Raw genomic sequence first — 26,277 nt, 5'->3', positions numbered from 1 at the left:
CATGCGTTTGTTATTAACTGAAGTAATAGTAATTGATTATTTTATTTATTATTTAGATTTTACTTGTTTTTGGCTTTTTTTAGCGTGTTCTTATCCATACCTTAAGACAAAAACGAAAAACACCTTACTCTAAAGAGCAAGGTGTTTTTCGTTGGTGCCGAAGGCGGGAATCGAACCCGCACGCCCCGAAAGGCTCTGGATTTTGAGTCCAGCGCGTCTGCCAGTTCCACCACTTCGGCATGCAAAATGTACAACTTGACGACAAAAACAATGATAACATAAATTTCTAATATTTACAATAGAAAATTACATATAAATTTACTAGATTTTGTTGAAAATATTATTAAAAAAAGTAAATAATTGTTTGCCATATGTCTATATTTATAATATTATATGTATATATAGTTAATTTTATATACTACATAAAAACGGGGAGGAAAGAAATGAAAAGAACTAAGCAACTGAATTTAATTATTGCAACTATGATGGTGTTTACACTGTTTTTTGCAATTCCAGCTATTTCTTTAGCTGACTCTGCACCTGCACATACTATTGATATAGTAGAATTCAATGACTTTCATGGTAATGTTGCAGAAGATGTAAATAGTTGGGGAAAAAACATTGGTATGGCAAAAATGGTTGGTGAAATCAACGATTTAAAAGCTAAAAATCCAAATACTGTTGTGATTTCTGGTGGAGATAACTACCAAGGAACTGCAATTTCTAACTTAACTTATGGTAAACCTGTTAATGAAATGATGAAAGCTGTTGGAACTACTGCATCAGCTGTTGGTAATCATGAATTTGATTGGGGTCAAGATTATCTTTCAAAATGGTCTAAAGAAGGTAATTTTGATTATTTAGCTTCAAATATTTATGTTACAAGCACTGGCAAACCAGTAGAATGGGCAAAGCCTTATAAAATTATTGAAGTAGATGGAGTTAAAATTGGTCTTATTGGACTTGCTCATCCTGATACTTTAACACTTACAAAAGCTGAAAATGTTACTGGTCTTGAGTTTAGAGATCCAGTAAAAGCTGCTCAAGAATGGATTGATTTCTTAAAGGCTGGTAAAGCTGCTGAAGGAACTCCTGATGTTATTATTGCTGTAACTCACCTTGACTCAGCACAAAACTATGATACTAAAGAAATTACTGGTTCTGCTGTTACTTTAGCTAATGGTGTAACTGGACTTGACGGAATTATTTCTGCTCATAGTCATAAAACAGTTTATGGTAAAGTTAATGGAGTTGCAATTGTTCAAGCATACAAATATGGTAGAGCTTTAGGACACCTTACAATTACATTAGATGCAAATAATAAACTTTTAAATGTTGAACCAACAGTAGATGCTGTTTATAAAGTTAAAAATGACATTATTCCTGATCCATCTACAGAGAAAGTTTTAGCAACTTATGAAGAGAACTTTGCTCCAATATTAAAAGAAGTTGTTGGAAAAACTACTGCTACTTTTACAAACAATAGAAAAGATGATAATGTAACTCCATTAGGTCAATGGGTTTGTGAAGTTATGGCAAACAAAGTTGGAGTGCAAGTTGGTATTCAAAACGGTGGCGGATTAAGACGTGATATGTATGCAGGCGATATTACAATGGGTGATATGTATGAAATTATGCCTTTTGATAACGCATTAGTTACAATGGATCTTCCAGGTAAGGATTTAAGAGCTGCAATTGAGCATGGTATTTCTAATCCTGATGTTTCTAACGGTTCTTTCTCAGGCCTATTAGTTACTTATGATCCAGCAAAAGAATTTGGACAAAGAATTGTTTCTATTAAATTAGCTGATGGTACACCACTTGATGATAATAAAAATTATTCTGTTGTAGTAAATGACTTTATGTTTGGTGGTGGAGATAAGTATGATTTCTCGAATGCTACAAATGTTGTAAATACTTATGTTCCAATTAGAGACGTTTTGGTTGAAGCAGCTAAGAAAGGAACATTAACTCCAAAAGCTGTTACTGAAATCAAAGCACTTCCAACATACACTGTTGTTTCGAATGATATGCTTTGGAAAATTGCAAAGAAATATGGAGTAACTTATAAGGCTATTGGTGAGTATAATGGACTTAAAAATGTTAATTATATTATTCCTGGTCAACAATTAGTAATTCCTGTACAATAATAAAAATATAGCAAAATGTATTTGAAAAATATGCCCTCTACAAGTTGTAGGGGGCATATTCAGTTAATTAATTGAAAGGATGAAATTTTGAAAATAAATAAAAAAATAATTTTATTGGTTCTATTTATAATTATGCAATCTATTTTTTCTTTCGTAAATTTTGCAGATGATTCTAATAGTACAAATACAGATGTTAATGCTAAACGTAATGCTTACTACAATCAGTTAACTAAAGAACCAAAGTATCAAATAATTAGAGCTAAAATACTAGAAGTTCCACTTGATGAAACAAAAGAAATAAGAAATGATATTCCTATTGAAAGCGATAGAAGGTATCAACATTTAAGAATTATTATAACATCAGGAAATCATAAAGGAGAAAAATATACCGTTCAGAATCTTATAGAAATGGTTAACCCATATAAGTTAATATTTAAGAAAAATCAGTCAATGTTACTTAGAATGATGGAAGACAAAGATGGTAAAATCGTTAATCTTCAAGTTTATGAAAGAGTAAGAGATAAATATATATATTTTTCGATTGCAATATTTTTGATTTTTTTAATAATGATTGGTGGTAAAAATGGTATAAAGTCAATACTTGCTTTAGTATTTACTGGACTTGCTATAGGTTTTATTCTTATTCCACTTATTTTAAAAGGATACAATCCGGTTATAATTTCTACTATAACTTGTACAATAACAACGGTGGTGTCACTACTATTGATTATGGGGAAAAATAAAAAAATGATTTCTGCTCTTCTTGGGACCGTAACTGGATTAATAATATCAGGAATTATGGTGTTTATTGTGGGTAATCTTGCAACGCTTACAGGTCTCGGCAATGAATCTGCTCAATTACTTGCATATTTGCCTAAGAATATGAAACTTGATTTTAAAGGCATTTTATATGCAGGAATTATAATAGGAGCGCTTGGAGCCATAATGGATGTTACAGTATCTATTTCTTCAGCTATGTGGGAAATTGAAGAAGTACATCCGAAAATAAAAACCAAAGATTTACTTAAATCGGGATTAAATGTTGGTCGTGACATTATGGGTTCTATGTCAAATACTTTAATTTTAGCCTATGCAGGTGGATCTATACATCTAATATTATTATTTAATGCATATAATTTGAAATTAATAGAAGTTATGAATATGGATTTAATAGCATCTGAAATTATTAGAGCTGTTGCTGGTAGTATTGGGCTTGTTAGCGCAATACCTCTTACAGCACTTTTTGCAACTTACTTTAGAAAAAGCAGACACCTAAAAAATAGAGTTTAAAAAACTCTATTTTTTTATTTATTGTTTTCAAAATAGCAAAAGTATGATAAAATGGTTTACATAACATTGTTTTTATGTGTTCTTTCTTACTTGCGATTAGCGCAGTATTTATTATATTGATAAGGAGTTTTTATGGATCCATTAACGCATGGTGTACTCGGAGCGGCGGTTTCAGCTTTTTCTGGTCAAACAGTTTCATTAACAAATCCTATGACAATTGCAGCAATTGTTGGTTCAATTGTTCCTGATATTGATGTTGTAATAAGGTTATTTAAAGATGATATGTATTATTTAAGACATCATAGAGGTAGAAGTCACTCTCTGCCATTTCTTATTTTATATTCATTTGTGATTACTTTTATTTTATCTTTTATATTTAAAGGTATGAATATGCCTTTAGTTTTTTTATTTTCATTTTTAGGAGCTACGTCGCATACTTTGATGGATATTTTAAATTCCTATGGTGCTATGCTATTTAATAAAAAGTTAAAATTTAATTTACTAACACTCTATGATCCATTTATTTCTTTAATTTCTTTATTTTTGATATTCTACAGAAATCAAAACAATATTACTTTAATTACTTCGGCAGTATTAGTAGCTGTGTATTTATATATTCGCTATATATGGAAAACAAAAGCCTGTGATTTTGTTAAAAAGTACTATAATATTCTAGAGAAAGACACTATTATTACTATCTTGCCTTCTTTAAAAACATTTTATAAATGGGACTATATTATAAGTTCAAAAGAAGAAAGCATTGTTGGAAATGTAAATATATTTTCTAAAAAAATAAATGAAATTAAAAGACTTAATAAAATAGATAAAAATCTTGTAAATGTATTTAGGTCTACAAAGCTTGGAAAATGTTTTATGGATTATTCTCCCAATGTTCATGTTAGTCATGAAGAAAAAAAGGATACAGTTATTCTTAATATAGTTGATTTAAGATTTATTTTCAAAGATGATTTTCTTCACAACGCTACTTTAGTAATTGATAAAGATTACAATGTTCTAGAAGCATATGCTCATCCTTATAATAGAGAGAAGTTTATTCCTATATTAGATGTAGTTTAATATATATATATTACTTTTGAATTACGTTACATTATAAAAATTTAAATATAAATTTTTTTTTGATATTATTAACTTAGAATTAGTTTTCTAAGTTTTTTTGTTTTTTATGGAACTTTTATTAAATAAATCAGTCTAACTAATATAGAGTGATGAAGGGAGTGAAAAAATGAGAGAAGCGGATCTTATAGAAAAAAGTATAAATGGAGATGTTAAAAGTTTTGAACTTTTAATCAAAGACTACCAAGTTTATGCTTATAATATTGCTCTTAGGATGATGAAAAATCCTGAGGATGCAAAAGATGTATCACAAGATGCACTTATAAAAGTATATAAGAATATAAAAAGATTTAAAAAGGATTCTTCTTTTTCAACTTGGCTTTATAGAATAGTTATTAATACGTGTAAAGATGAACTTAAAAGACGTAAAGAAACTATTTCTATTGATGAGAGGGAAGAAAGTTATGATGTTATTGAATCAAAAGACAATAATTATAATCCTGTAACAGAATATGAAAGAAAAGATATAAGAGAAAAGATTAATGGAGCAATTTACAAATTACCTATTAATAATAGAACTGCAATAATTTTAAGAGATATTGAAGGATATTCTTATGAAGAAATAAGTAAAATTGAAGAAACAACAATAGGGACAATAAAATCGAGAATAAACAGAGGTCGAAAAATACTTAGAGAAATACTTAAGGCGGAACTTCAAACTGTAAGTGAATTTTAAGGAAAGGAGGAAAACATGAAATACGAAAATATCGAATATTTAATAAATAAGTATATAGATGCTGATATTACGGATTCAGAAAGGAAAGAATTAGATATGCATTTAAAAGAAAGTGAAGAATGTAAAGAACTTTTTGATGAAATGGTTTTAATAAACGAAATGCTTGGAGATATAAAACTTAAAGAACTTCCTGAAAATTATGAATCTGAATTAAATGAAAAACTTGAAAACGGAAATATTATACAGCTAAAAAATCAAACAATGAAAACTACTAGTAAAGTAAGTAAAAAATCAAAGAATGTAATTTCTAAAGGTAAAATATTTCATATTAAATCATTTGTTAATGGTCATAAAAAAGGGTTTATTGCACTAGCAGCTTCATTTATTATTGGATTTGCAAGTTATAATGCTCTTATGTCTAGTAATCTTAATAATATGAATTTAATGATGGATGAGTCGGTTTCTAGTCCTATGAGTATGGATATGGCAAGTGCTCCTGAAATGGATATGTTAGTAGAATCTGCTCCAAGTTTTAAGAGCTCAATTGATGGGGAGACTCTTAGTAATAATACAAGGTCTGGAAATATTGAAAATTCAAAAGCTATAAGTGCTAAAACTACTAAGTCTTCATCAATAAATACTAATAATTTTAATGGACGAAAAATAATAAAAAATGGTAATTTTTCAATTGAAGTCGAGGATTTTGATAAAACAATTACTTCTATATATCAAATAGTAAAAAATTATAATGGTTATATAGAAAATTTTTCTTCTTACGATAATGGCAAGTATATTAGTTCAATTGATAAAAAATTAAAAAGTGGTAATATTACAATCAGAATTCCAGAAAACAAATTTTATGATTTCTTTAATCTAGCGGGTGATTTTGGAGAAGTTAATAACAAGAATATATATACTAGCGATATAACATCACAGTATAGAGATTATGAAAATGAAGTCGCAAATTTAGAGGTAAGAGAAAAAAAATTAAGAGAAATAATGAATGAGGCTAAAAACATTAAAGATGTGATTGAAGTTGAGAGAGAGCTTTCATTAGTTAGAGGAGAAATCAATAGGTATAAGGGTAATTTGAAAAATTGGGATGAAGAAGTAAGTTTATCGAGTATTAATATTAGTATTGTCGAAGTTGAAAAATTAAATAAAGAAGTAAATCCAATTGACAAAAGTATTTGGCAAAAATCAAAAGAGGGCTTAATTACAAATATCAATAAAATGGTAACTTTTGTGCAGATACTAATTGTTTTAGCAATTTCAAACCTACCTATTATTATAATCCTCACTATTATAGCAAGTCTTATATATATTTATTATAAAAAGAAAAAGAACTTAAACGATTAATATTGTGGTTATTATAGTAGTTTAAACTTAAATTAAAAGGAGAAATATTATGAAAAAATTAATTATTGGTAGTATTGTAGGAATCGTGGCTGTAGCATTAATGTTTGGAGGAGGTTATATAAAAGGGACATCTACTTCCTCAGCGGATGAGATTACAAAAACTTCTGCTAATAAAGTTAGTGTAACAGGAAGTGGAACAATATCTATGAAACCAGATGTGGCGTATGTAAATGTGGGTGTTACAACTCAAAATGAAGTTGCAGCTTTAGCACAAGAAGAAAATAAAAAGCTTATGAATGCTGTTATGGATTCACTTCTTGATATGGGATTATTAAAAGAAAATTTAACTACAAGTAATTACAGTCTTTATAAAACAACTTTATATAATAAAGAAGAAAAAGAAGATGTTGTTATTGCAAATAATACCTTAAAAGTAAAATTAACTGATTTAGATATGGTAGGTAAAGTTATTGATGTAGCTGCTAAAAATGGAGCAAATAAAATTAATAGTGTTAGATTTGAAGTAGCGGATACTACAAAAGCATATAATGATGCACTTGTTTTAGCTATGAAGTCTGCGGAAAGTAAAGCCAAAGCGATTATGGGAACCTTTGATGAATCACCAATTAAACCTTCTTCAGTTACTGAATCTAGCTATGGCGGAAGAATGTATAATGAAAATGTTTATGCAGATTTTTCTGCAAAGGCTTTGTCAGCTTCTACACCAATAAATGCTGAAAATATTGATGTTACAGCAAATGTTACAGTAGAATATCAGTATTAGTAATAAAAAAACAAAAACGTTAAAAAAGCGAGCTCTTTGAGCTCGTTTTTTTAACGTTTTAAGATGATTATTAGTTTTTTATATGATAGAATAAATAAGAAAATAAAAAATGGAGCGTGAATATGAAAGATAAAGTTATTATTATAGATGGTAATAGTTTAATAAATAGAGCTTTTTTTGCGATACCTTCATTATCTAATAAAGAAGGCATTCCAACTAATGGTATGTATGGATTTTTAAATATGTTATTTAAACTTCTAGATAAACACAGTCCTAAATATGTAAGTGTTGCATTTGATTTAAAAGCTCCAACATTTAGGCATAAACTTTCAAGTGATTACAAAGGAACTAGAAAAGGTATGCCTGATGATTTAAGACCGCAAATGAACATGCTTAAAGAAATATTAGATAATTTAGGCATTAACAGAATGGAACTTGAAGGTTTTGAAGCTGATGACTTAATTGGAAGTGTTGCAAAACTTTGTGGTAGAGAAAATCTTGATGTGATGATTTTTACAGGTGACAAAGATGCACTTCAGTTAGTTGATGATAATATTACTGTTTACATCACCAAAAGAGGGATAACAAATCTTAAAGAATACAGAGAAGAAGATGTTTTTGAAGAATTTACTTTGATGCCTAATCAGATTATCGATTATAAAGGCTTAAGTGGTGATACTTCGGACAATATTCCTGGAATACCTGGTGTTGGACCTAAAACAGCTATTAAATTACTTTTAGAATTTACAACGGTTGAAAATTTAATACTTAATTCAGAAAAGGTAAAAAATAAGAGAATTAGAGGATTAGTTGAAGAATATAAAGAACAAGCACTTCTTAGTAAAAAACTTGCTACAATAGTTACAAATATACCATTTGAATTTAATGTAGATGAATTATTAATAAAAGAAAAAAATATTGAAAAATTAATTGAATTATATAAAAAATATGAATTTACTTCTTTTATTAGAAACTTGAAAGAAGAGAGCTTACATTTGACAAATACTACATCTGAAGATGAAATAAACAATAATTTAGTTGAAGAAGAAGAAATTGAATTTAAGTTAATAAATAATCTTAATGAACTTTCAAATATGGTTAGTGAAATTAAAAAAAACAAAGTAATTTCAATTAAGTCAATATATGACAAGGCTAATATTAGAACTAATGAAGCTATTGGATTTGCAATTTCTGATAAAGATACCACTTACTATGTTGATTTATTGGGTGAAGTTAAATTTATTGATTTAAAAGTAATTCTTGAAGACGAAAATATTAAAAAGATAACTTATAATGGAAAAAGAGAGTTTTTAATAGCATTTAGATATGGTATAAGCATTGAAAATCATACGTTTGATGGATTTATTGCAAATTACTTGATTAATCCGAGCAGAAACAAATATGAGCTTTCAGATGTTGCTATGGAGTATTTATCAAAGGCAATAAAGTCTAAAGAAGATTTGCTTGGAAAAGGTGCAAAAGCAAAAAAATACTGTGATATTAGTTTTAGTGACTTATCCAATTATAGTGCTGTTTATTCAAGAATACTATTTGAAGTACATTGTGAATTAGATAAAAAACTGATTGAACTTAATTTAAGTGAATTATTTATTGATGTAGAAATTCCACTAGTTGAGATATTGGCTTCTACTGAATATGAGGGCTTTAAAGTTGATGAAAGTGTTTTAAACGAAATTGATGAAGATTTAACCAATAAACTGCGTGAAATTGAGTCTGAAATATACTCTTATTCTAACGAAAAATTTAATATTAATTCACCTAAACAATTAGGCGTGGTTTTATTTGAAACACTTGAACTTCCAGTAATTAAAAAGACGAAAACAGGATTTTCTACAAGTCATGATGTCTTAATAAAACTCGAAAAAAAACATCCTATTGTACCACTTGTAATAGAGTATAGAACTTATTCAAAATTAAAATCTACATATGTTGATGGAATAAGAAGTGTAATAAATAAAGAGACTGGAAAAGTTCATTCAAGTTTAAATCAAACTGTTGCAGTTACAGGAAGACTTAGTTCAAGTGATCCTAATATGCAAAATATTCCTGTAAGGATTCCTATCGGAAGAAAAATTAGAAAAGTGTTTGTTGCAGATAATAATTGTAAATTAATAGATGCTGATTACTCACAAATTGAACTAAGAGTACTAGCGCATATGTCAAAAGATGAAAACCTATTACTTGCCTATAGAGAAAATTTAGATATTCATACTATGACTGCTTCAAAAGTTTTTAATATTCCCTTAGATGAAATTACAGCAGATATTAGAAGTAGAGCGAAAGAAGTGAATTTTGGTATTGTATATGGTATGAGTGACTATGGTTTAAGTGAAACACTTAAAATACCAAGAAAAACCGCAAAGCTATATATAGAACAATACTTTGAAAAATATCCTGGTGTAAAAGAATATATGGATACAACAATCAAAGAATGTAAGGAAATTGGATACGTAGTAACTTTACTAAATAGAAGAAGATATATTCCTGAAATAAATCACAAAAACTTTAATTTAAGGTCATTTGCTGAAAGGACTGCAATGAATACTCCAATTCAGGGAAGTGCGGCTGATATAATTAAAATTGCAATGATTAATGTATATAATAGATTAAAAAGAGAAAAATTAAAATCCAAACTTATACTTCAAGTTCACGATGAACTTATTATTGACACAAGTGAAGATGAAATAGAAATTGTAAAAGAAATTTTAGTAGATGAGATGGAAAATGCATATAAACTTGATATTCCGCTTTTGGTAGATATGAAAGTGGGGACTAGCTGGTTTGATACAAAGTAGCAAAAGAAAGAGGGATGAAATTGAAAATTATAGGACTTACTGGAGGAATAGCTTCGGGTAAAAGCACTGTATCAAAAGTGCTAAAAGAACTTGGAGCGATTATAGTAGATGCAGATAAAATTGCTCGTGATGTTGTAAAAAAAGGTGAAAAATCATTAGAAGAAATTGAAGAAACATTTGGAAAAGAAGTTATTAATAAAGATGGAACTTTGGATAGAAAAAAACTTGGAAAGATTGTATTTAGTGATTATAGAAAATTACGATTATTGAATGCGATTACCCATCCTAGGATTAAAGAAAAAGTTTATGAAGAATTTGAGTATTACAGAAATAGGAATGAAAATATTATTTTTTTTGATTGTCCTTTGCTATATGAAAGTAAATATGAAAATGATGTAACAGAAACTTGGTTAATATATGTTGATAAAGAAACTCAAATTGATAGGCTAGTTAAAAGAGACAATATTAAAAAAGAAGAAGCGATAAAAAGAATAAATGCTCAGAAGTTATTAGTCGATAAAATTGAATTATCAGATATTATTGTTTATAATTCTTTTAGTATAGAAGAGCTTAAAAATGATGTATTAATACTTTATTCTGGATATACCAATACTAAGATTATAGACAATTTAGAGTATATGAAAAAAAATAGCAGCCATTAGGCTGCTATTAATTGGTGCGAGAGACGGGACTTGAACCCGTACAACCTAGTGGTCACAGATCCCTCAAACCTGCGCGTCTGCCATTCCGCCACTCTCGCTTGTATAAACTAGCTTACTTATATTCTCATTTTTACTCACATATGAATTATAATGGTTATTTCTCTTTATGTCAATATGATTATATTTTAAAGAGTGCTTTAAACTTTAAAAGTTTAAATGCATTTAAAGATATATTTGTTATAATGTAGGAGTGCTTTCAAAAATAATGTATAATGGCGATAAGGAGGTAATGATGCGAAATATGAAGAGCGTATATTTGATAGGTCTTGGAGCAATTGGAGCTTCATTTTGCTCAAAATTTATTGAAAATGACTATGAAAATTTTAAAGTAATTGCAAATGGAAAACGTAAAGAAAAATATGAGAGTTCAAAATTTATCGTAAATAATAAAGAATATAAATTTAAGTTTATTTCAAGTGAAGACAATATGGAAAAAGCTGATTTAATTATTATTGCTTGTAAATTTCATCATTTAAGTGATGTTATCAAGCAAGTAAAACCTTTTGTAAATTCTAAAACGGTCATAATGTCTTTACTTAATGGTATATCAAGTGAAGCTATAATTGCCAAAGAACTTGGTGAGGAAAAATTACTATATTCAGTATGTTATGGAATTGATGCGCTTAGAAATGATAATGGTATAAGTTATAAAAATTTGGGTACTATAATGTTTGGTGAAAAAGAAAATAGTGTGTATTCTAATAGAGTAGAAGGTATTAAGAATTTATTTGATGAAGTTGGAATTCCTTATGATTCTCCTAAAGATTTAATGAAAGTTATATGGCGTAAATTCATGATAAACGTTGGAATTAACCAAACTTCAGCAATTCTTAGAGCTGATTATAAAGTTTTTCAAAATGATTACTATGCTAGAAAGCTAATGGATGATACCATGAGAGAGGTAATTGGACTTGCAAATAAATTAGGGATTGACTTAGGCGATGAGGATATTGAATTATTTCATGATTTTATTGATACATTCGCTCCAAATGGAAAAACTTCAATGCTTCAGGATATAGAATCTAAAAGAAAAACTGAAGTTGAAATGTTTGCAGGAGAAATGATAAAATTAGGTGGACTTAATAGTTATGACACACCTATTAATAATATATTATTTGATATGATTAAAACGATAGAAAATAATTACTAGAAAAGTTAAAGACCAGCTAGTAATAGTCAAGTAATTTAATAAAAAAAGTTCTTATTAAAAATGAGCATACTAAATAATGCTCGAGTAAAAATGAACATTCAATATTATTTACTGTAAAAATATTTATTAAGCAGCAACAGGATTATGAAGTTTAGATTCTAAAAACATCCTTTTGTGGACGAGTGGATTTCTAACTTCATATGGTTTTTGATTTTTTAGTATTGAAAAAATATAGCGAAGTAGTTTATTCATAACAGCTACAAGTTTAACTTTTTTCTTTTTCTTATCAAGGGCTATGTGATAATATTCATACAAAACAAGATTTATTGGCTTTTTATTTTTACTTGTACGTATTGAAGCAAGAGCGACTGTGTACAAAGCTCTTCTACCTATAGCAGTACCACGTTTGGACATTTTATTGCGATCACCGCTAAAATTGCCAGATTGATTAACGCTAGGATCTACACCGAAAAAAGCTACAAGTTGTTGAGGCTTAGAAAAATTATTAATATCACCCATTTCAACTAACAAAGTAATTGCAGTTATATCACCAAGACCTTTGAAACTTTTAAGAAGATTAATATTTTGTTTAAATACTTCTCCAAAAGAGGCATTGTCAATATATTGGTGAATTTCATCTACAATATTTCTAAGTTGATTTGTATAAAAATCAAAACTTTCGCTAAAACGTATTACTTTAGATTCAAAAAGCAAGGGAGTAATACCAATGATATTGGCACTATTAGCGATTTTTATAAGTTTGTTATATTTATTATTAGCCCAACTAGAACCACGTCTTGATGACTTTGTTAGAAGTTCAATAACAACTTTGGGCTCAGCGTTAAGAAGATGTTTAGGTGTTGGATATTTTCTAATAAATATTAAAGGTGTCTTACCTGTTATATTAGCAAATGCATTTTGAAGTCCTGGATAGTTAATATAAATATTATTTGAGAAAGTTTTTTTCAAATTTGCCTTTAAATCAACAACTTTGTAATACTCACGAACTAGGAGTTTAAGGTGTAAAAACTCCTCACTAGTGAATGTTGAAGTCTTTACATTATCAAATTTACAAATTTTTGCGATGGAAAGAGAATCTAATTTATCAGTTTTTACTTTTCTTATGTTCGAATTCTTGTTAGAATTAGTTATCAGAGGATTTATTACATGTATATCAATCTGATTTTTAACAAGAAAATGAAGAAGAGTAAGATGATATATTCCCGTGGATTCGCAAAATACTTTGGGACTATCGTTAAACTCTTCTTCAATTTTTTGTAGAAAAAGAAGAAGTTTATTGAAGCCCCCAAGTGTATGGCTAATTTTAAGGTTCTTACGGAATACGTCGCCATTAGGTTTTAAAGCAGTAACTACTGAAAAATTAGCAGCAACATCAATGCCTACAACAGGCAAATGGTAATAGTTAGACATAAAATAACCCCCATTTAAAATAATAAAGAGTAACAATAATTAGTGAGTCAATTAACCTTGTAAGTGACACGAATAATTCTCTAATAATATTTATGATCAAAGAGAAATTCAACCAGCTAAATCAAAGAATCTCACAATAATGCAAGCTTTGTTACGAATATAAACTCAAGAAATGAGTCATTCAAGGAGAAGACGCATATACTCTTTATGAGATAACTATAATAGAAAAATTACAGTATGTTAAGTGGTTGAACTTATTTTTAATCACAAACAATATAAATGAATTAGGTAAGAATATTCGCAAGAAACTTAAGCAATATTTCTAACCTAATTATACAAAGGAGATAAGGATGAATTTAGTATTTAATTTAGGTGCAATGGTAATGCTCGCGGCTTTTACATATTTGAATTATAAAAATTTAAGTAAATCACTTTTAAGTGCAGGCAAAATTTTAATAGAAAAGCATATTAATAAAAAATTATATTTTTCTGGGGTGGTTGTTCTTATTGTAATGTATCCATTATCTATTTTCGCTAGAGGAGTAGAGTTTAATTCAGTGGTTATCTCTTCAATAGGAGTTTTATTACTTGTAATGGTGAGCTTTTTTGTGACATATAAAACAAGTTCATTTTACATTTGCGAAAATGGTGTGGTTTTAAAAAGTATTTTTTATGATTTTTCTAGAGTAAAAAGATATTCTTATATTGAAAAAAAGAATAAACTAAAGATATCTATTGAGGTACAAGGTAATAATGGAAAAGAATTTCAATATTTTTATACTATTAAAGAAGAGGAAAGATCATCAGTAAGTAAAATTTTTAGAGAAAATATTGGTTCAAAAAATAAAAAAAATAAAAAAAAATAGATATAAAATAAAAATTTGGGGTATATATTTAGTGAGGTGAGTGTTATGAAAAAAATACTTGTTCCAATTGATGCTCTTGGGTTAAATGAAAAAACATTTAATTATGCAAGAGATTTATCAAAATTATATGGAGCTGATATTCTCTTATTAAATGTAGTTAGCAGTAACAATATGGCATCAAGAATTACTCCGAATATTACAATGTATAATAATTATTTTGATAATATTGATATGCAAGACACCTTTAAGATTTCGAATCAAATACTTGAAAATGAAAAATTGAAATTTACGAGTGTTGGAATTGAGTGTTCTATAAAATCTGATATAGGTAATATTGCACTTGTTATTATTGATGTTTCTGAAGAAGAAAAAGTAGATATGATTATTATGCCAGATAAAAGTGATTCAGCAATAAAACATTTTTTGCTTGGGAATATTACTGATAAAGTAGTACATCATGCTAGTGTACCAGTTCTTGTTGTAAAATAATATTTTAAAGATACCATTATGGTATCTTTTTTTTGAAAAGGTGAGGTAATTATGGTTGATTTTTTAGCAGTGTTATTAATTGTTTTGTTTTGTTTTGTAGTATATATTTACATAAAAAAGATTGCCTACAATAATTCATCGGAAAATAAATTAAAAGAAATTATTACTAATTTTGATAGTAAAAATGATTCTAAAATGCATAATTTTATTAAAAAATTAAAAAATATAAATTATAGCGATAATGATGGAATATTAATTATTGAATGGATTATAAGCTGTAATTTAGAAAAGAAATATGATGACGTTGATTTTACTATTCTTTTTAATGAAGTTTTATTAGATAAATCGCTTTTGTATTTAAAATACTTAAAAGAAAATTATGATAAAATATCATATAAATATAGAAGCCTAGTGCTTGATTACATTTCTTGGTTTAGAACAAATGAAAATTATAAGTTTTTCATTAATTCCTTAACCAATGATTTTGATAAATTGAATCGAATCCCTTTAACTCATTTAAAAGAAAAACCAATATTTTCAGAAATTATATTTCCCAAATTACTTCCTTTTATTTTTTCTGAAAAATCTGCTCAAATTCTTGATCTAATGAATCAATATTTAGAAAAGAAATTACTTTATATTGATAAAGACCAAATATATAAAGAACAATTACTTAAAAAATGGACTCAGCTTGAAAAAACTTCTTTAGAGTTCTCTTTCAAAGAGTACAAAAATAGAATTAAAGTAGAAAATGAATTGTTGATTTTAATTGATATTTTTGCATACTTATATGATGAAGAAATTATATTACTTCTTAAAGAAAAAACAAAAAGTTCTAATGAAAATATAAAAACTCATGCATTAATTTCTTTAATAATGCTAGGAAACGAAGAAGAAGGAGTTTACTATGTATTTGAAAATCTAAGTGAAAAAATTGAATGTAGGACTTTTTTATTTGAAAAACTTAAACAAATAAATAGAAACGAACTATTTCCGGTGAAATATTACACACAAAAGTTTTTTTCTGAAGGTGATATTTATAGAAAAATTAAGGCTGATTATAATCTAAATAATCTCGTTTTAACTTCAGAAAAAAATATAGCAGGGAATTTAAAAATTTATTACTATAAGTTTAATTATTTTGAAGAAAATAGTATTTCTAAATGGTATGTTGCTGTATCAGGCCCATTTTTAACTAGTGAAAAACCACAAATTACAGGCTTGGGTTTAACAAATTATAAGTTAATCGAATATAGTGAAAATTTAACTAATGTATTTAAAGATGATATAAACAGGTGGACTATGAATTATAATTCATAATTTTGATAAAAAAAGTACAAAGATTGTTAAAAAAAGTTTACATTTCTCTAATATAGTGTAGAATATAATTAAGTGAACTTAATATATTAAATATTATTTTAGAGGTGAGTAAATGGAATTTGGGCTAAAAATAATTGCAGTTGCACTTTTAGCAATATATATTTTAAATCAATATCTTAATCAAAAGAAAAAGAGAGTGTAGGTATGATTTTAAAAAAACATTTGAAAGATAGTTTATCTTTCAAATGTTTTTTGTTTACTTTAAATCTTTATTTACAAGATGCTAAGGACTAAAAGTATTAATTGTAATATTATATTTTATCTTTAGCAGTGTAATGCGTATGAAGAAGAGAGTGAGCTTTGTCACCATAAGGTTTTCCAAGATACTCTTCATATAATTTAAGAATTTGAGTATTTTCATGTGATTTTCTTTTTGTTTTATTTCTATCTTCTTGATAAATTGCTTCTTGACGCTTTCTAATGATATCCATATCTCCATGATGGTAAGGTTGTCCACCTCCACCAATACATCCGCCAGGACATGCCATTATCTCAATTGCATGATATTTGGATTTTCCTGCTCTAATATCTTCAAGTAATTTTCTTGCATTTCCAAGTCCATGAGCGATACCAATATTTAAATCTAAATCGCCAACTTTTACAGTTGCTTCTCTAATGCCTTCAAGTCCTCTTAATTGAGTGAATTCAACATCTTTAAGTTCATCTCCTGTAATCCATTCATAGGCTGTTCTAACTGCAGCTTCAATAACTCCTCCTGTAGTTCCAAAAATTACTGATGCACCAGTGCTTTCACCCAATATTGAGTCGAAGTCTTCTTCGCCTAATGTTGAAAAATCAATAGTAGCTTCTTTTAGCATTTGAGCAAATTCTCTTGTAGTAATAACTACGTCAACATTATTGTTGTGGTCTTTAGATAATTCAGTTCTAGCAGCCTCAGCTTTTTTAGCTAGGCAAGGCATAATAGATACAACTGAAATATTTTTAGGATCAAGTTTTTTCTTTTCAGCATAATATGTTTTTGCTATAGCTCCTAGCATAATTTGAGGTGATCTGCATGTTGAAGGAATATCAAGCATATCTGGAAATTGATGTTCAAAGAATTTTACCCAAGCTGGGCAACAACTTGTAAGCATTGGAAGTGTGCCATTATGCTGAATTCTATGAACAAGTTCTGAAGCTTCTTCCATAATTGTTAAGTCAGCACCAAAATCTGTATCAAATATTCCATCAAATCCCATTCTTCTAAGAGCAGCTGCTATTTGACCAGTTGAAATTGTTCCAGGTTCCATACCAAATAATTCGCCAATTGCAACTCTTACTGCAGGAGCAACTTGAACAACAACATGTTTTTTGGGATTATTTAAGTCCATCCAAACTTTATGAGTATTATTTACTTCTGTAAGAGCAGCAGTAGGACAGACTGCAACACATTGACCACAGAAGGTACAAGAACTATCAGCCATATCAATATTGAATGCTGGTCCTACAAAAGTGTTAAATCCTCTGTTTACTGCTGAAAGAACGTTAACTGTTTGAACTTCATTACACATAGTTTCACATCTTCTACACATAACACATTTGTTTGGATCTTTAACAAGTGAGAAAGAAGAAGTATCTTTAACATAATTCATCATTTCTCCTTCCCATTTAATTTCACGAACACCTAAATCATGTGCTAATTGTTGAAGTTCACAGTCTAAGTTTTTTGGACAAGTTAAGCATTCTTTTGGGTGATTTGAAAGTAAAAGTTCTACAGCCATTCTTCTTCCAGTAATTGCTCTTATTGAATCGGTTGTTACAACCATACCATTAGTAACTTTTTCTGCACATGATGGTACTAGGGTTGGTCTTCCTTCAACTTCAACAACGCAAACTCTACAAGATGCTACTTGGTTTACAATTCCAAAACCTTTAAGATCTAAGTGGCAAAGAGTTGGAATGTGAACGTTTACTGATTTTGACGCTTCAAGAATAGTAGTTCCTTTTGGGACTTCTACATCGAAGCCGTTTATTTTAAGTTTAATCATTTCCATAGATTCTTTCCTCCTTAAGGCTTAATTACAGCATCAAATTTACATGCGTCATAACAAGCACCACACGCGATACATTTATCTTGATCAATTACATGTACTTCTTTTGGTGAACCTGAAATACAATCTACTGGGCATTTTCTAGCACATGCAGTACAACCAATACATTTTTCAGGATCAATTGAATATTTCGCAAGTGCTTTACAAGTGCCAGTAAAACATTTTTTGTCATTAATATGAGCTTCGTATTCCTCTCTAAAATAATGTAATGTGCTAAGAACAGGGTTAGGAGCAGTTTGACCTAGTCCGCAAAGAGCAGTATCTTTAATCATATTGCCAAGTTCAATTAACTTATCAATATCTTCTGGAACACCTTCACCATTTGTAATTCTGTCAAGAATTTCATACATTCTCTTTGTTCCAACTCTACAAGGTGTACATTTACCACACGATTCATCTTGAGTGAATTCAAGATAGAATTTTGCTATGTTTACCATACAGTTATCTTCGTCCATAACAATCATACCACCAGAACCCATCATTGATCCTATACTTTTTAAACTTTCATAGTCAATTGGAGTATCTAAATCAGCTTTAGTTATAACGCCACCAGAAGGTCCGCCTGTCTGAACGGCTTTAAAATCTTTATCATCAGTAATACCACCACCGATGTCGTATATTATTTCTCTAAGAGTTGTTCCCATTGGAACTTCAACTAGTCCTACATTATTCACTTTACCAGCAAGAGCAAAAACTTTTGTTCCTTTAGATTTTTCTGTGCCAATAGAACTGAACCACTTTGAACCTTTGTTGATAATAGAAGTAATGTTTGCAAAAGTTTCAACATTATTAACACATGTTGGCTTGCCGTTGTAACCAGATTCAGCAGGGTATGGAGGTTTTTTCGTAGGTTCTCCTCTACATCCTTCAACTGAATGAATTAAAGCAGTTTCTTCTCCGCATACAAAAGCGCCTGCTCCAAATTTAATTTCAATATCGAAGTTAAAATCACTACTAAATATATTGTTGCCAAGTAGGCCCAATTCTCTAGCTTGTTTAAGAGCAATTTCAAGTCTATGAATAGCAAGTGGATATTCCGCTCTAATATAAATTACACCGTGATTTGCTCCAATTGCATATGCTCCAATTGCCATAGCTTCAAGGACACTATGAGGATCACCTTCTAAAATTGATCTATCCATAAACGCGCCTGGATCACCTTCATCAGCATTACATATAATGTATTTTTGATCATTAATAGATCGTTTTGTAAATTCCCACTTAAGGCCAGTAGGGAAGCCACCGCCGCCTCTTCCTCGAAGTCCACTATCTTTAATAACTTTAATAACATCATCTTGAGTCATTTCAGTCAATACTTTACCAAGTGCTTCATAGCCGTTAAATGCTATGTACTCATTTATATCTTCTGGGTTAATTAAACCACAGTTTCTAAGTGCAATTCTATATTGTTTTTTGTAAAAATTCATTTTGCTGTATTCGTCAAGTTTTATATCAGTTACAGGTTCACTATATAATAGACGTTCCACTTTTCTACCTTTAATAATTTGTTCTTCAATAATTTCTTTTGCATCTTCAGGTTTTACTTTTACATAAAAAACATTATCTGGGTGGATTTTTACAATAGGTCCTTGACCACAGAATCCAAAACAACCAGTTTTAACAACTTTTATTTCTTTATCATATCCATTCTTTTTAAGTTCACTTTTAAGAGACGAAATTATTTCTTCGCTACTAGATGACACGCAACCTGTTCCACCACAAACCATTATATGACTTCGGATTTTAGACATATTTACCTCCTTTATGCTTTCTCAAATGTTTTTATTAGAATATTTTCATCTAAAAGTTCATTGTTCAATATATGCTTTTCTATTATGTCTATAGCCATTTTTTCATCAACATTTCCATATAGAACTGGTGAATTACCAGGTATATTAACCTGAACTGTGGGTTCGCTGTGGCAATATCCCATACATCCAACTTGAATTACTCGGATATTTTTTATGTCTTTTTTATCTATTTCATCTATAAAAGTATTTAAAGTTTCTCTAGCGCCGGCTGCGATACCACAAGTAGCCATGCCAATTAATACTTCAATAATATCTTCACTACTATTTCCAGTTTCTCTTAAATTAACTTTTTTTGCAGATGCTTCACGAATTTTTCTTAGTTCATCTAAAGATTTAATCGCCATATTATTCCTCCTCTTTGTAAGAACTTATAATATCTATTACGTCTTCTTTTTTGACATGGCCAAATACTTTTTCGCCAATCATAACAACAGGAGCAAGTCCACATGCACCAATACACCTTATGTCTTTGAGAGTAAACATCTTATCTTCAGTAGTTTCTCCAACTTTAATTCCAAGTTCATCTTTAAAAACATCAATAATGTTTTCTGCGCCTTTAACAAAACAAGCAGTTCCCATACAAACGCTAATAACGTGTTTACCTACAGGTTTTTGAGTAAAGTATGAATAAAAACTCACTACACCAAAAACTTTAGCGGCAGGTAAATCTAATCTTCTTGCTACAAAAAGCTGAACTTCTTTAGGTAAAAAGCCAAATAGATGCTGAGCTTTATGTAGTACATGGATTAATGAGCCTTGCTTATCATCAAGCGTATCAATGTAAGACTGAAGTTCGTTAAGTTTTTCTTTTGACAAATTCTTAACACTCATTGTTTCAAGTTGCAATTCGGGTTTTAACATTCTTCCACCATCCTTTCATTCTTATAGCATAATTTTATAACAAAACGCATAAAAATACACATACTATTTAATGATTGAATATTACGAATATTTAACATAAATTAATTTTTGATAAAAATTCATATACTCTTTATAAGTAAATGTACATTAAAACTTAATTTACATGTAAATTGTAGATAAGGTTAACAAAATATAAAAATTTTGTTTAATACGACAAAATTGTATAAAAATAAAATTATATGTCTAAAATAGCTTTACGCAAGATTTTTTTGGATATATACTAAATAGGAAATACAGGTGATGTGTTAAATATAATTATAAGGGGTGACATTTTGATTAAATTAAATTATTCAAAGTCAATGGTTAAAGAAGAAGAAATTAGTTCTTTTAAAGAGTTTGTTAAATCTGCTCACTATAAATTGCACTTAAAAAGTGGATTAGGAAATGATTATGTTGGTTGGGTTGATTATCCTATAGAAGTTTCCAAAAAAGAATTAGAAAGAATTAAAAGTGTAAGCGAAAAAATAGTAAGTGATTCAGATGCATTAGTTGTTATTGGAATTGGTGGATCATATTTAGGTGCAAGAGCAACAATTGAGGCACTTTCGCATAGCTTTTATAATTCGCTATCAAATGATCAAAGAAAAACACCGGAAATTTATTACGCTGGAAATAATATATCGGGCAAATATTTGCATGATTTAATTGATGTACTAGAAACTAAGAATTTTTCAATAAATGTTATCTCAAAATCTGGTACTACTACAGAACCAGCTATAGCTTTTAGGACGTTAAAAAAACTTTTAGAAAAAAAATATGGAAAAGAAAATGCGAAAAAGAGAATTTACGCAACAACAGATTCATCAAAAGGTGCTCTTAAAAATCTATCTGATAAAGAAGGATATGAGACTTTTGTTATTCCTGATGATGTTGGTGGAAGATATTCTGTTTTGACGCCGGTTGGACTTCTTCCGATTGCAGTAAGTGGTATTGATATCACTAAATTATTGGAAGGTGCTATTAGTGCACGTGAAGAGTATATGAATGAAAATATTGATGAAAATATTTGTTATCAATATGCAGCGATTAGAAATATTCTTTACAACAGAGGAAAAAGCACAGAAATAATGGTTAATTATGAACCAAGTCTACATTATCTTGGAGAATGGTGGAAGCAATTATTTGGCGAAAGCGAAGGAAAGGATAACAAAGGTATTTTTCCAGCAGCAGTCGATTTTTCTACTGATTTACATTCTATGGGTCAATATATACAAGATGGACGAAGAAATTTAATGGAGACAGTAATTAAAGTTAATGATACTGGACTTGATATGAGTATATCAGAAGATGAGGCAAATCTAGATGGACTTAATTATTTGTGTTCAAAAACTATGAACGATGTAAATGAAAAGGCTTTTGAAGGCACACTTTTAGCACATTATGATGGTAATGTACCTAATGTTATTATTGAACTTGAAAAATTAGATGTATTTACTTTTGGAAAACTTCTTTATTTCTTTGAGAAAGCTTGCGGTATTAGCGGATACCTACTTGGCGTAAATCCATTTAATCAACCTGGTGTTGAAGCTTATAAGAAAAATATGTTTGCCTTATTAAATAAACCAGGCTACGAAGAACTAGGAGAAATTTTAAGAAAGAAGCTTTAGTATAATTTAATTAACAATAATTGAATATAAAAAAGGAAAATCTAATGGTTTTCCTTTTTTTATGTATGTATATAGGTGTTTTTAAAACAAAAATATGCTAATATCTTATGATATAATTTTAATAAAAATGAAAATCAAGGAGAAGAAAATATGTATATTGGAATAGATCTTGGTGGTACTAATTTAGTAGTCGGCCTTGTAAACGATGATGGTGAAATTTTAGAAAGAATAACAAAAAAAACTAGAGTCAAAAATGGTGCTACGGAAATTATCAAGGATATGATTGAAGCAATAAAAGAGATCATTGATAAAACCCACGCGGAAATTAAATCTATAGGGATTGGAATTCCAGGTTTAGTTGATAAAGAAAATGGTGTTGTATCTGAATGTGTTAATTTAAATTGGCATGGAATTCATATAAAAAAAGAAATTGAAAAAGAATTAAATACTTCTGTTTTTATTGATAATGACGCAACAGTTGCGTCGCTTGCAGAATACGTTAAAGGAAGTCTTAGAAATACTGATACAAGTATCCTAATTACACTAGGAACTGGAATTGGCGGAGGATTTATTATTAATAAAAAAGTTTATTCTGGTGCAAATGGTATTGCATCAGAAATTGGTCATATGGTACTAGGAGAGAATTTCTATAACTGTAATTGCGGTAGAAATGGATGCTTTGAAACGTTTTCATCTGCAAGTGCTATTGTGAAATATGCTAGTAAATTATTAGAAGAAAATAAAGAAAAAGAGAACAGTGAATTAGTAAAATTCTATAATTCTAATGAAGAAATTACTTCAAAAATCGTTTTTGATTTTGCCAAAAAAAATGATGAATATGCTAATATAATTGTAGAAAGATTTTCTAAGTATATAGCGAAAGCAATAGTTAATTTAATGGTAATTATTGATCCAGAAATCATTTCTTTTGGCGGTGGAGTATCTCATGCGGGAGAATTTATGCTCAAAAAAATTAGAGAAGAGTTTGAAAAAGAGCGAATCTTTAAAAATGTTGTGCCTCCAAAATTCGTATTAGCAGAAATGGGTAATGATGCTGGAATAGTTGGAGCAGCGTTCCTTAATAAATATCAATAGTATAAAATACTTAAAACTTTATTATTATGTATATTTTTTCGAATATTATTAATTGAGTATTATTAATAATAAAAGGTTTTTTATTGATATTGTAGTATAATTATAATGTATGGGAGGAATTATGAATACAAATAATTGTGATTACTACGAAAAAATGGTTGATAGACTTACCGATGTTGGCGTTAAACTTTCAGCTGAAAAAAATATTGATAAACTGTTGGAACTAATTTTACTTGAGTCTATGGATATTACTTCTTGTGATGCTGGAAGTATATACATTGTAAAAGAAGAGCCTGCTAAAAAGATGCTTGTTTTTAAATATACTAAAAATTATTCTAAAGAATTTCCATTTAAAGAATTTGAGATGAATATTGATAAAAATAGTATTGCTGGTGCATGCGCTGTAACAAAAAAAATATATAATTTTAAAAAGATGAGCGAAGTGGAAAAGAAACTTGGATTTAAGCATAATACTTCGTTTGATAAAAGTTATGGTTATTCTACTAAAAATATGTTAGTATTACCATTACTTAATTTTAAGAACGATGTCATCGGTGTTATGCAGCTAATTAATAAAAAAAATGACTCAAGTATAAAATTTGTTAGTGACTCTGATTATGAAAATCATGTTACTGCGTTTTTAGAAAGTGAAGAGAAAATAATAAGTTCCTTATCTTCTCAAGCAGCTATTCTAATTGAAAGAAGTGAACTTTTTATTGAACTTAATGATTTACTTGAGTCATCTATTAAAACCCTTACTACGGCACTTGACCAAAGGGATCCAATAACTGCAGGTCATTCAAACCGCGTTGCAAAATATGCTCTTAACCTTGCAAAGGGAGTTAATGCTGATAATTCAGGTTTTTATAAAGACATGTTTTTTTCAGAAGATGAACTAAAGGAACTTTATATTGCAGGATTACTACATGATGTTGGTAAGATTGGTGTAAAAGAATATGTACTTATGAAAAGAGATAAACTTAATTCTCCTGAAATAGAGGCGATAAGATCTAGATTTAAATATATTAAAATTATGATAGAACTAAAAGAAATAAAAAATATAGATAGTGAGCCTTCCGCAAAACTTGATTATGAAATCGAGATTAAAAATAAAATAGATTTTTATGTAGAAAAATTAGAGAAAATTAATAAATGTGGATTTTTAACTAATGATTTAAAAGAAATCTTAAATGAAATAAATGGACTTGAAATAGAGGATTTAAATGGAGAAAAAATAATTTTGTTATCAGAATATGAATTTAAAAACTTAAGTATTCAAAAAGGCAACTTAACAAATTCAGAAAGAAAGATGATTAATGATCATGCAACATTTACAAATGAAATACTTAAAAGAATTACATGGTCAAGAGATTTATTAAAAGTTCCAATGATTGCGAGTAATCACCATGAGAAACTAAATGGAAAAGGATATCCTAAGGGCCTCAGCGCAGAGAATCTTGAAATTAGATCAAGAATTTTAGCTGTAGCAGATATTTTTGATGCATTAACTGCAAAAGATAGACCATATAAACCTGCAATTCCAATACCTAAATCACTTAGTATTTTGCATGAAGAAGCAGATAGAAATAATATTGATAAAAATCTTGTAAATTTATTTGATGATTTTGAATTATACAAATCGTAACTTGATTTCATAATTTTAGTTTCAAATTATAGAAATTAAACACTAATGCTAGTATATAAATTTAAAAAGTAGGTGACTAAATGAAGTACAAAGTGAAACTGTGGGGAGTAATGGGATCGTGCCCTGGAGGCAAAAAAGAACTTCTAGAATACGGTTCAAACACATCATCTGTTACAATTATGAACAATAACACTCTTGTTATTTTTGACTGTGGATCTGGAATTGTAGGACTCGGTCATAGTGATATTGATTTTACAAAATTTAAAAAAATTGTTATTTTTATTACTCATTATCATTATGATCATATTATTGGTATGCCTTTTTTTTCTTTATTTTATAATCCTAATTTAAATATTTCTATTTATGCACCTAGATTTCAAGGATTAAATTCTAAAGATGTTTTATCAATGCTTTTTAAAGAGCCTTTTTTGCCTATGAATATTAATCAATTAAAAGCAAACATTGAGTATAATAATATTGAAGACTATGATACAGTTAAAGTTAATGATTTAGAAATTGATAAATTTAGGACAGACCATCCAGGAATTAACTATGCCTATAGAGTAAAAAAAGACAATCATATATTCTCATATATTACGGATCTTGAGCATTCAAAAGAAATTGACGAATCTTTAATTGAATTTGTTAGAAATTCGACAAATATATACTATGATTCTAATTTTACTGATGAGGAAAAATATTTACCTCGTTACGAAGGTTGGGGTCACTCTTCCCATTCAAAAGGGATAAAGTTAATGTTTGATTCAAATAGTAAAAATATTTATTTGGGACATCATGGTCTTCATAGAAAATTAAAAGAACTTATTGAAGTTGATGAGGCAACGCCTGAAAACGTTATAATAGCAAAAGAAGGCATGGAATTTGATTTGTAGAGTTTTT

At 28.7% G+C, this 26,277-nt stretch carries 21 protein-coding genes and 2 tRNA genes; 16 read left to right on the top strand and 7 right to left on the bottom strand.

Features of this window, described 5'->3' with window-relative positions:
• Nucleotides 1-152: 152 nt before the first annotated feature.
• A tRNA-Leu gene (locus AACH12_RS07655) sits at nucleotides 153-239 on the bottom strand.
• Nucleotides 240-443: 204 nt separating this feature from the next.
• Here AACH12_RS07655 and AACH12_RS07650 point away from each other — a divergent pair.
• The 8 genes from AACH12_RS07650 to coaE all read left to right on the top strand — a co-directional run bounded on the left by AACH12_RS07650 (nucleotide 444) and on the right by coaE (nucleotide 10,871).
• On the top strand, nucleotides 444-2,150 hold the full coding sequence (locus AACH12_RS07650; protein WP_338534846.1) for a 5'-nucleotidase C-terminal domain-containing protein: 1,707 nt from the start codon (nucleotides 444-446) through the stop codon (nucleotides 2,148-2,150).
• A gap of 87 nt (nucleotides 2,151-2,237) precedes the next feature.
• On the top strand, nucleotides 2,238-3,440 hold the full coding sequence (locus tag AACH12_RS07645) for a YibE/F family protein (protein WP_338534845.1): 1,203 nt from the start codon (nucleotides 2,238-2,240) through the stop codon (nucleotides 3,438-3,440).
• 132 nt (nucleotides 3,441-3,572) lie between these two features.
• Nucleotides 3,573-4,517, top strand: a complete 945-nt coding sequence (locus AACH12_RS07640; RefSeq protein ID WP_338534844.1) for a metal-dependent hydrolase — start codon at nucleotides 3,573-3,575, stop codon at nucleotides 4,515-4,517.
• A 166-nt stretch (nucleotides 4,518-4,683) separates the two neighbouring features.
• Complete coding sequence (locus AACH12_RS07635) at nucleotides 4,684-5,250, top strand: sigma-70 family RNA polymerase sigma factor (protein WP_338534843.1); 567 nt, start codon at nucleotides 4,684-4,686, stop codon at nucleotides 5,248-5,250.
• A gap of 15 nt (nucleotides 5,251-5,265) precedes the next feature.
• Complete coding sequence (locus AACH12_RS07630) at nucleotides 5,266-6,609, top strand: DUF4349 domain-containing protein (protein ID WP_338534842.1); 1,344 nt, start codon at nucleotides 5,266-5,268, stop codon at nucleotides 6,607-6,609.
• Nucleotides 6,610-6,658: 49 nt separating this feature from the next.
• Nucleotides 6,659-7,393, top strand: a complete 735-nt coding sequence (locus AACH12_RS07625) for an SIMPL domain-containing protein (RefSeq protein ID WP_338534841.1) — start codon at nucleotides 6,659-6,661, stop codon at nucleotides 7,391-7,393.
• 122 nt (nucleotides 7,394-7,515) lie between these two features.
• Nucleotides 7,516-10,209: a DNA polymerase I gene (polA, locus tag AACH12_RS07620; RefSeq protein WP_338534840.1), complete on the top strand. Its 2,694-nt coding sequence runs from the start codon at nucleotides 7,516-7,518 to the stop codon at nucleotides 10,207-10,209.
• Nucleotides 10,210-10,223: 14 nt separating this feature from the next.
• A complete protein-coding gene (coaE, locus tag AACH12_RS07615) occupies nucleotides 10,224-10,871 on the top strand; it encodes a dephospho-CoA kinase (RefSeq protein WP_338534839.1) in 648 nt (215 codons plus the stop codon).
• Between the two features lie 12 nt (nucleotides 10,872-10,883).
• Here the strand turns inward: coaE and AACH12_RS07610 are convergent.
• A tRNA-Leu gene (locus AACH12_RS07610) sits at nucleotides 10,884-10,969 on the bottom strand.
• 194 nt (nucleotides 10,970-11,163) lie between these two features.
• Here AACH12_RS07610 and AACH12_RS07605 point away from each other — a divergent pair.
• Entirely contained in the window at nucleotides 11,164-12,081 is a 918-nt protein-coding gene (locus AACH12_RS07605) for a ketopantoate reductase family protein (RefSeq protein ID WP_338534838.1), read from the top strand.
• A 126-nt stretch (nucleotides 12,082-12,207) separates the two neighbouring features.
• Here AACH12_RS07605 and AACH12_RS07600 read toward each other — a convergent pair whose 3' ends face one another.
• Entirely contained in the window at nucleotides 12,208-13,512 is a 1,305-nt protein-coding gene (locus AACH12_RS07600; protein WP_338534762.1) for an IS110 family RNA-guided transposase, read from the bottom strand.
• Nucleotides 13,513-13,862: 350 nt separating this feature from the next.
• Between AACH12_RS07600 and AACH12_RS07595 the strand changes: the two genes are divergently transcribed.
• From AACH12_RS07595 to AACH12_RS07585, 3 genes are read left to right on the top strand one after another with little or no spacing between them, the layout of a single operon-like run.
• Nucleotides 13,863-14,378 carry a DUF5673 domain-containing protein gene (locus tag AACH12_RS07595; protein ID WP_338534837.1) on the top strand — a complete coding sequence of 172 codons (516 nt, stop codon included), beginning with the start codon at nucleotides 13,863-13,865 and terminating at the stop codon, nucleotides 14,376-14,378.
• A gap of 45 nt (nucleotides 14,379-14,423) precedes the next feature.
• Complete coding sequence (locus AACH12_RS07590) at nucleotides 14,424-14,867, top strand: universal stress protein (protein ID WP_338534836.1); 444 nt, start codon at nucleotides 14,424-14,426, stop codon at nucleotides 14,865-14,867.
• A 51-nt stretch (nucleotides 14,868-14,918) separates the two neighbouring features.
• Nucleotides 14,919-16,187, top strand: a complete 1,269-nt coding sequence (locus AACH12_RS07585) for a hypothetical protein (RefSeq protein ID WP_338534835.1) — start codon at nucleotides 14,919-14,921, stop codon at nucleotides 16,185-16,187.
• A 311-nt stretch (nucleotides 16,188-16,498) separates the two neighbouring features.
• Here the strand turns inward: AACH12_RS07585 and AACH12_RS07580 are convergent, their stop codons facing one another.
• The 4 genes from AACH12_RS07580 to nuoE are packed head-to-tail and all read right to left on the bottom strand — an operon-like array spanning nucleotide 16,499 to nucleotide 20,940.
• The gene (locus AACH12_RS07580; protein ID WP_338534834.1) at nucleotides 16,499-18,241 is read right to left on the bottom strand and encodes an NADH-dependent [FeFe] hydrogenase, group A6; all 1,743 of its coding nucleotides are present in this window, start codon (nucleotides 18,239-18,241) and stop codon (nucleotides 16,499-16,501) included.
• A gap of 14 nt (nucleotides 18,242-18,255) precedes the next feature.
• A complete protein-coding gene (nuoF, locus tag AACH12_RS07575; RefSeq protein ID WP_338534833.1) occupies nucleotides 18,256-20,049 on the bottom strand; it encodes an NADH-quinone oxidoreductase subunit NuoF in 1,794 nt (597 codons plus the stop codon).
• 11 nt (nucleotides 20,050-20,060) lie between these two features.
• Complete coding sequence (locus tag AACH12_RS07570) at nucleotides 20,061-20,453, bottom strand: (2Fe-2S) ferredoxin domain-containing protein (protein WP_338534832.1); 393 nt, start codon at nucleotides 20,451-20,453, stop codon at nucleotides 20,061-20,063.
• A gap of 1 nt (nucleotide 20,454) precedes the next feature.
• A complete protein-coding gene (gene nuoE / locus AACH12_RS07565) occupies nucleotides 20,455-20,940 on the bottom strand; it encodes an NADH-quinone oxidoreductase subunit NuoE (RefSeq protein WP_463671015.1) in 486 nt (161 codons plus the stop codon).
• Between the two features lie 347 nt (nucleotides 20,941-21,287).
• Here nuoE and AACH12_RS07560 point away from each other — a divergent pair, with 347 nt between their 5' ends.
• From AACH12_RS07560 to AACH12_RS07545, 4 genes are all read left to right on the top strand, one after another.
• Nucleotides 21,288-22,637 carry a glucose-6-phosphate isomerase gene (locus AACH12_RS07560; RefSeq protein WP_338537356.1) on the top strand — a complete coding sequence of 450 codons (1,350 nt, stop codon included), beginning with the start codon at nucleotides 21,288-21,290 and terminating at the stop codon, nucleotides 22,635-22,637.
• Between the two features lie 150 nt (nucleotides 22,638-22,787).
• Nucleotides 22,788-23,732 carry an ROK family protein gene (locus AACH12_RS07555; RefSeq protein WP_338534830.1) on the top strand — a complete coding sequence of 315 codons (945 nt, stop codon included), beginning with the start codon at nucleotides 22,788-22,790 and terminating at the stop codon, nucleotides 23,730-23,732.
• A gap of 121 nt (nucleotides 23,733-23,853) precedes the next feature.
• Nucleotides 23,854-25,377 (top strand): HD domain-containing phosphohydrolase, encoded by a 1,524-nt coding sequence (locus AACH12_RS07550; protein WP_338534829.1) that lies wholly within the window; start codon nucleotides 23,854-23,856, stop codon nucleotides 25,375-25,377.
• A gap of 80 nt (nucleotides 25,378-25,457) precedes the next feature.
• Nucleotides 25,458-26,270: an MBL fold metallo-hydrolase gene (locus AACH12_RS07545; protein ID WP_338534828.1), complete on the top strand. Its 813-nt coding sequence runs from the start codon at nucleotides 25,458-25,460 to the stop codon at nucleotides 26,268-26,270.
• Nucleotides 26,271-26,277: the final 7 nt, after the last annotated feature.

It is taken from the genome of Helicovermis profundi, assembly GCF_033097505.1.
Lineage (GTDB): Bacteria > Bacillota > Clostridia > Peptostreptococcales > Acidaminobacteraceae > Helicovermis > Helicovermis profundi.
The sequence above is the reverse complement of the archived record's forward strand: the minus strand, read 5'-3'. Positions and strand labels throughout refer to the sequence as shown.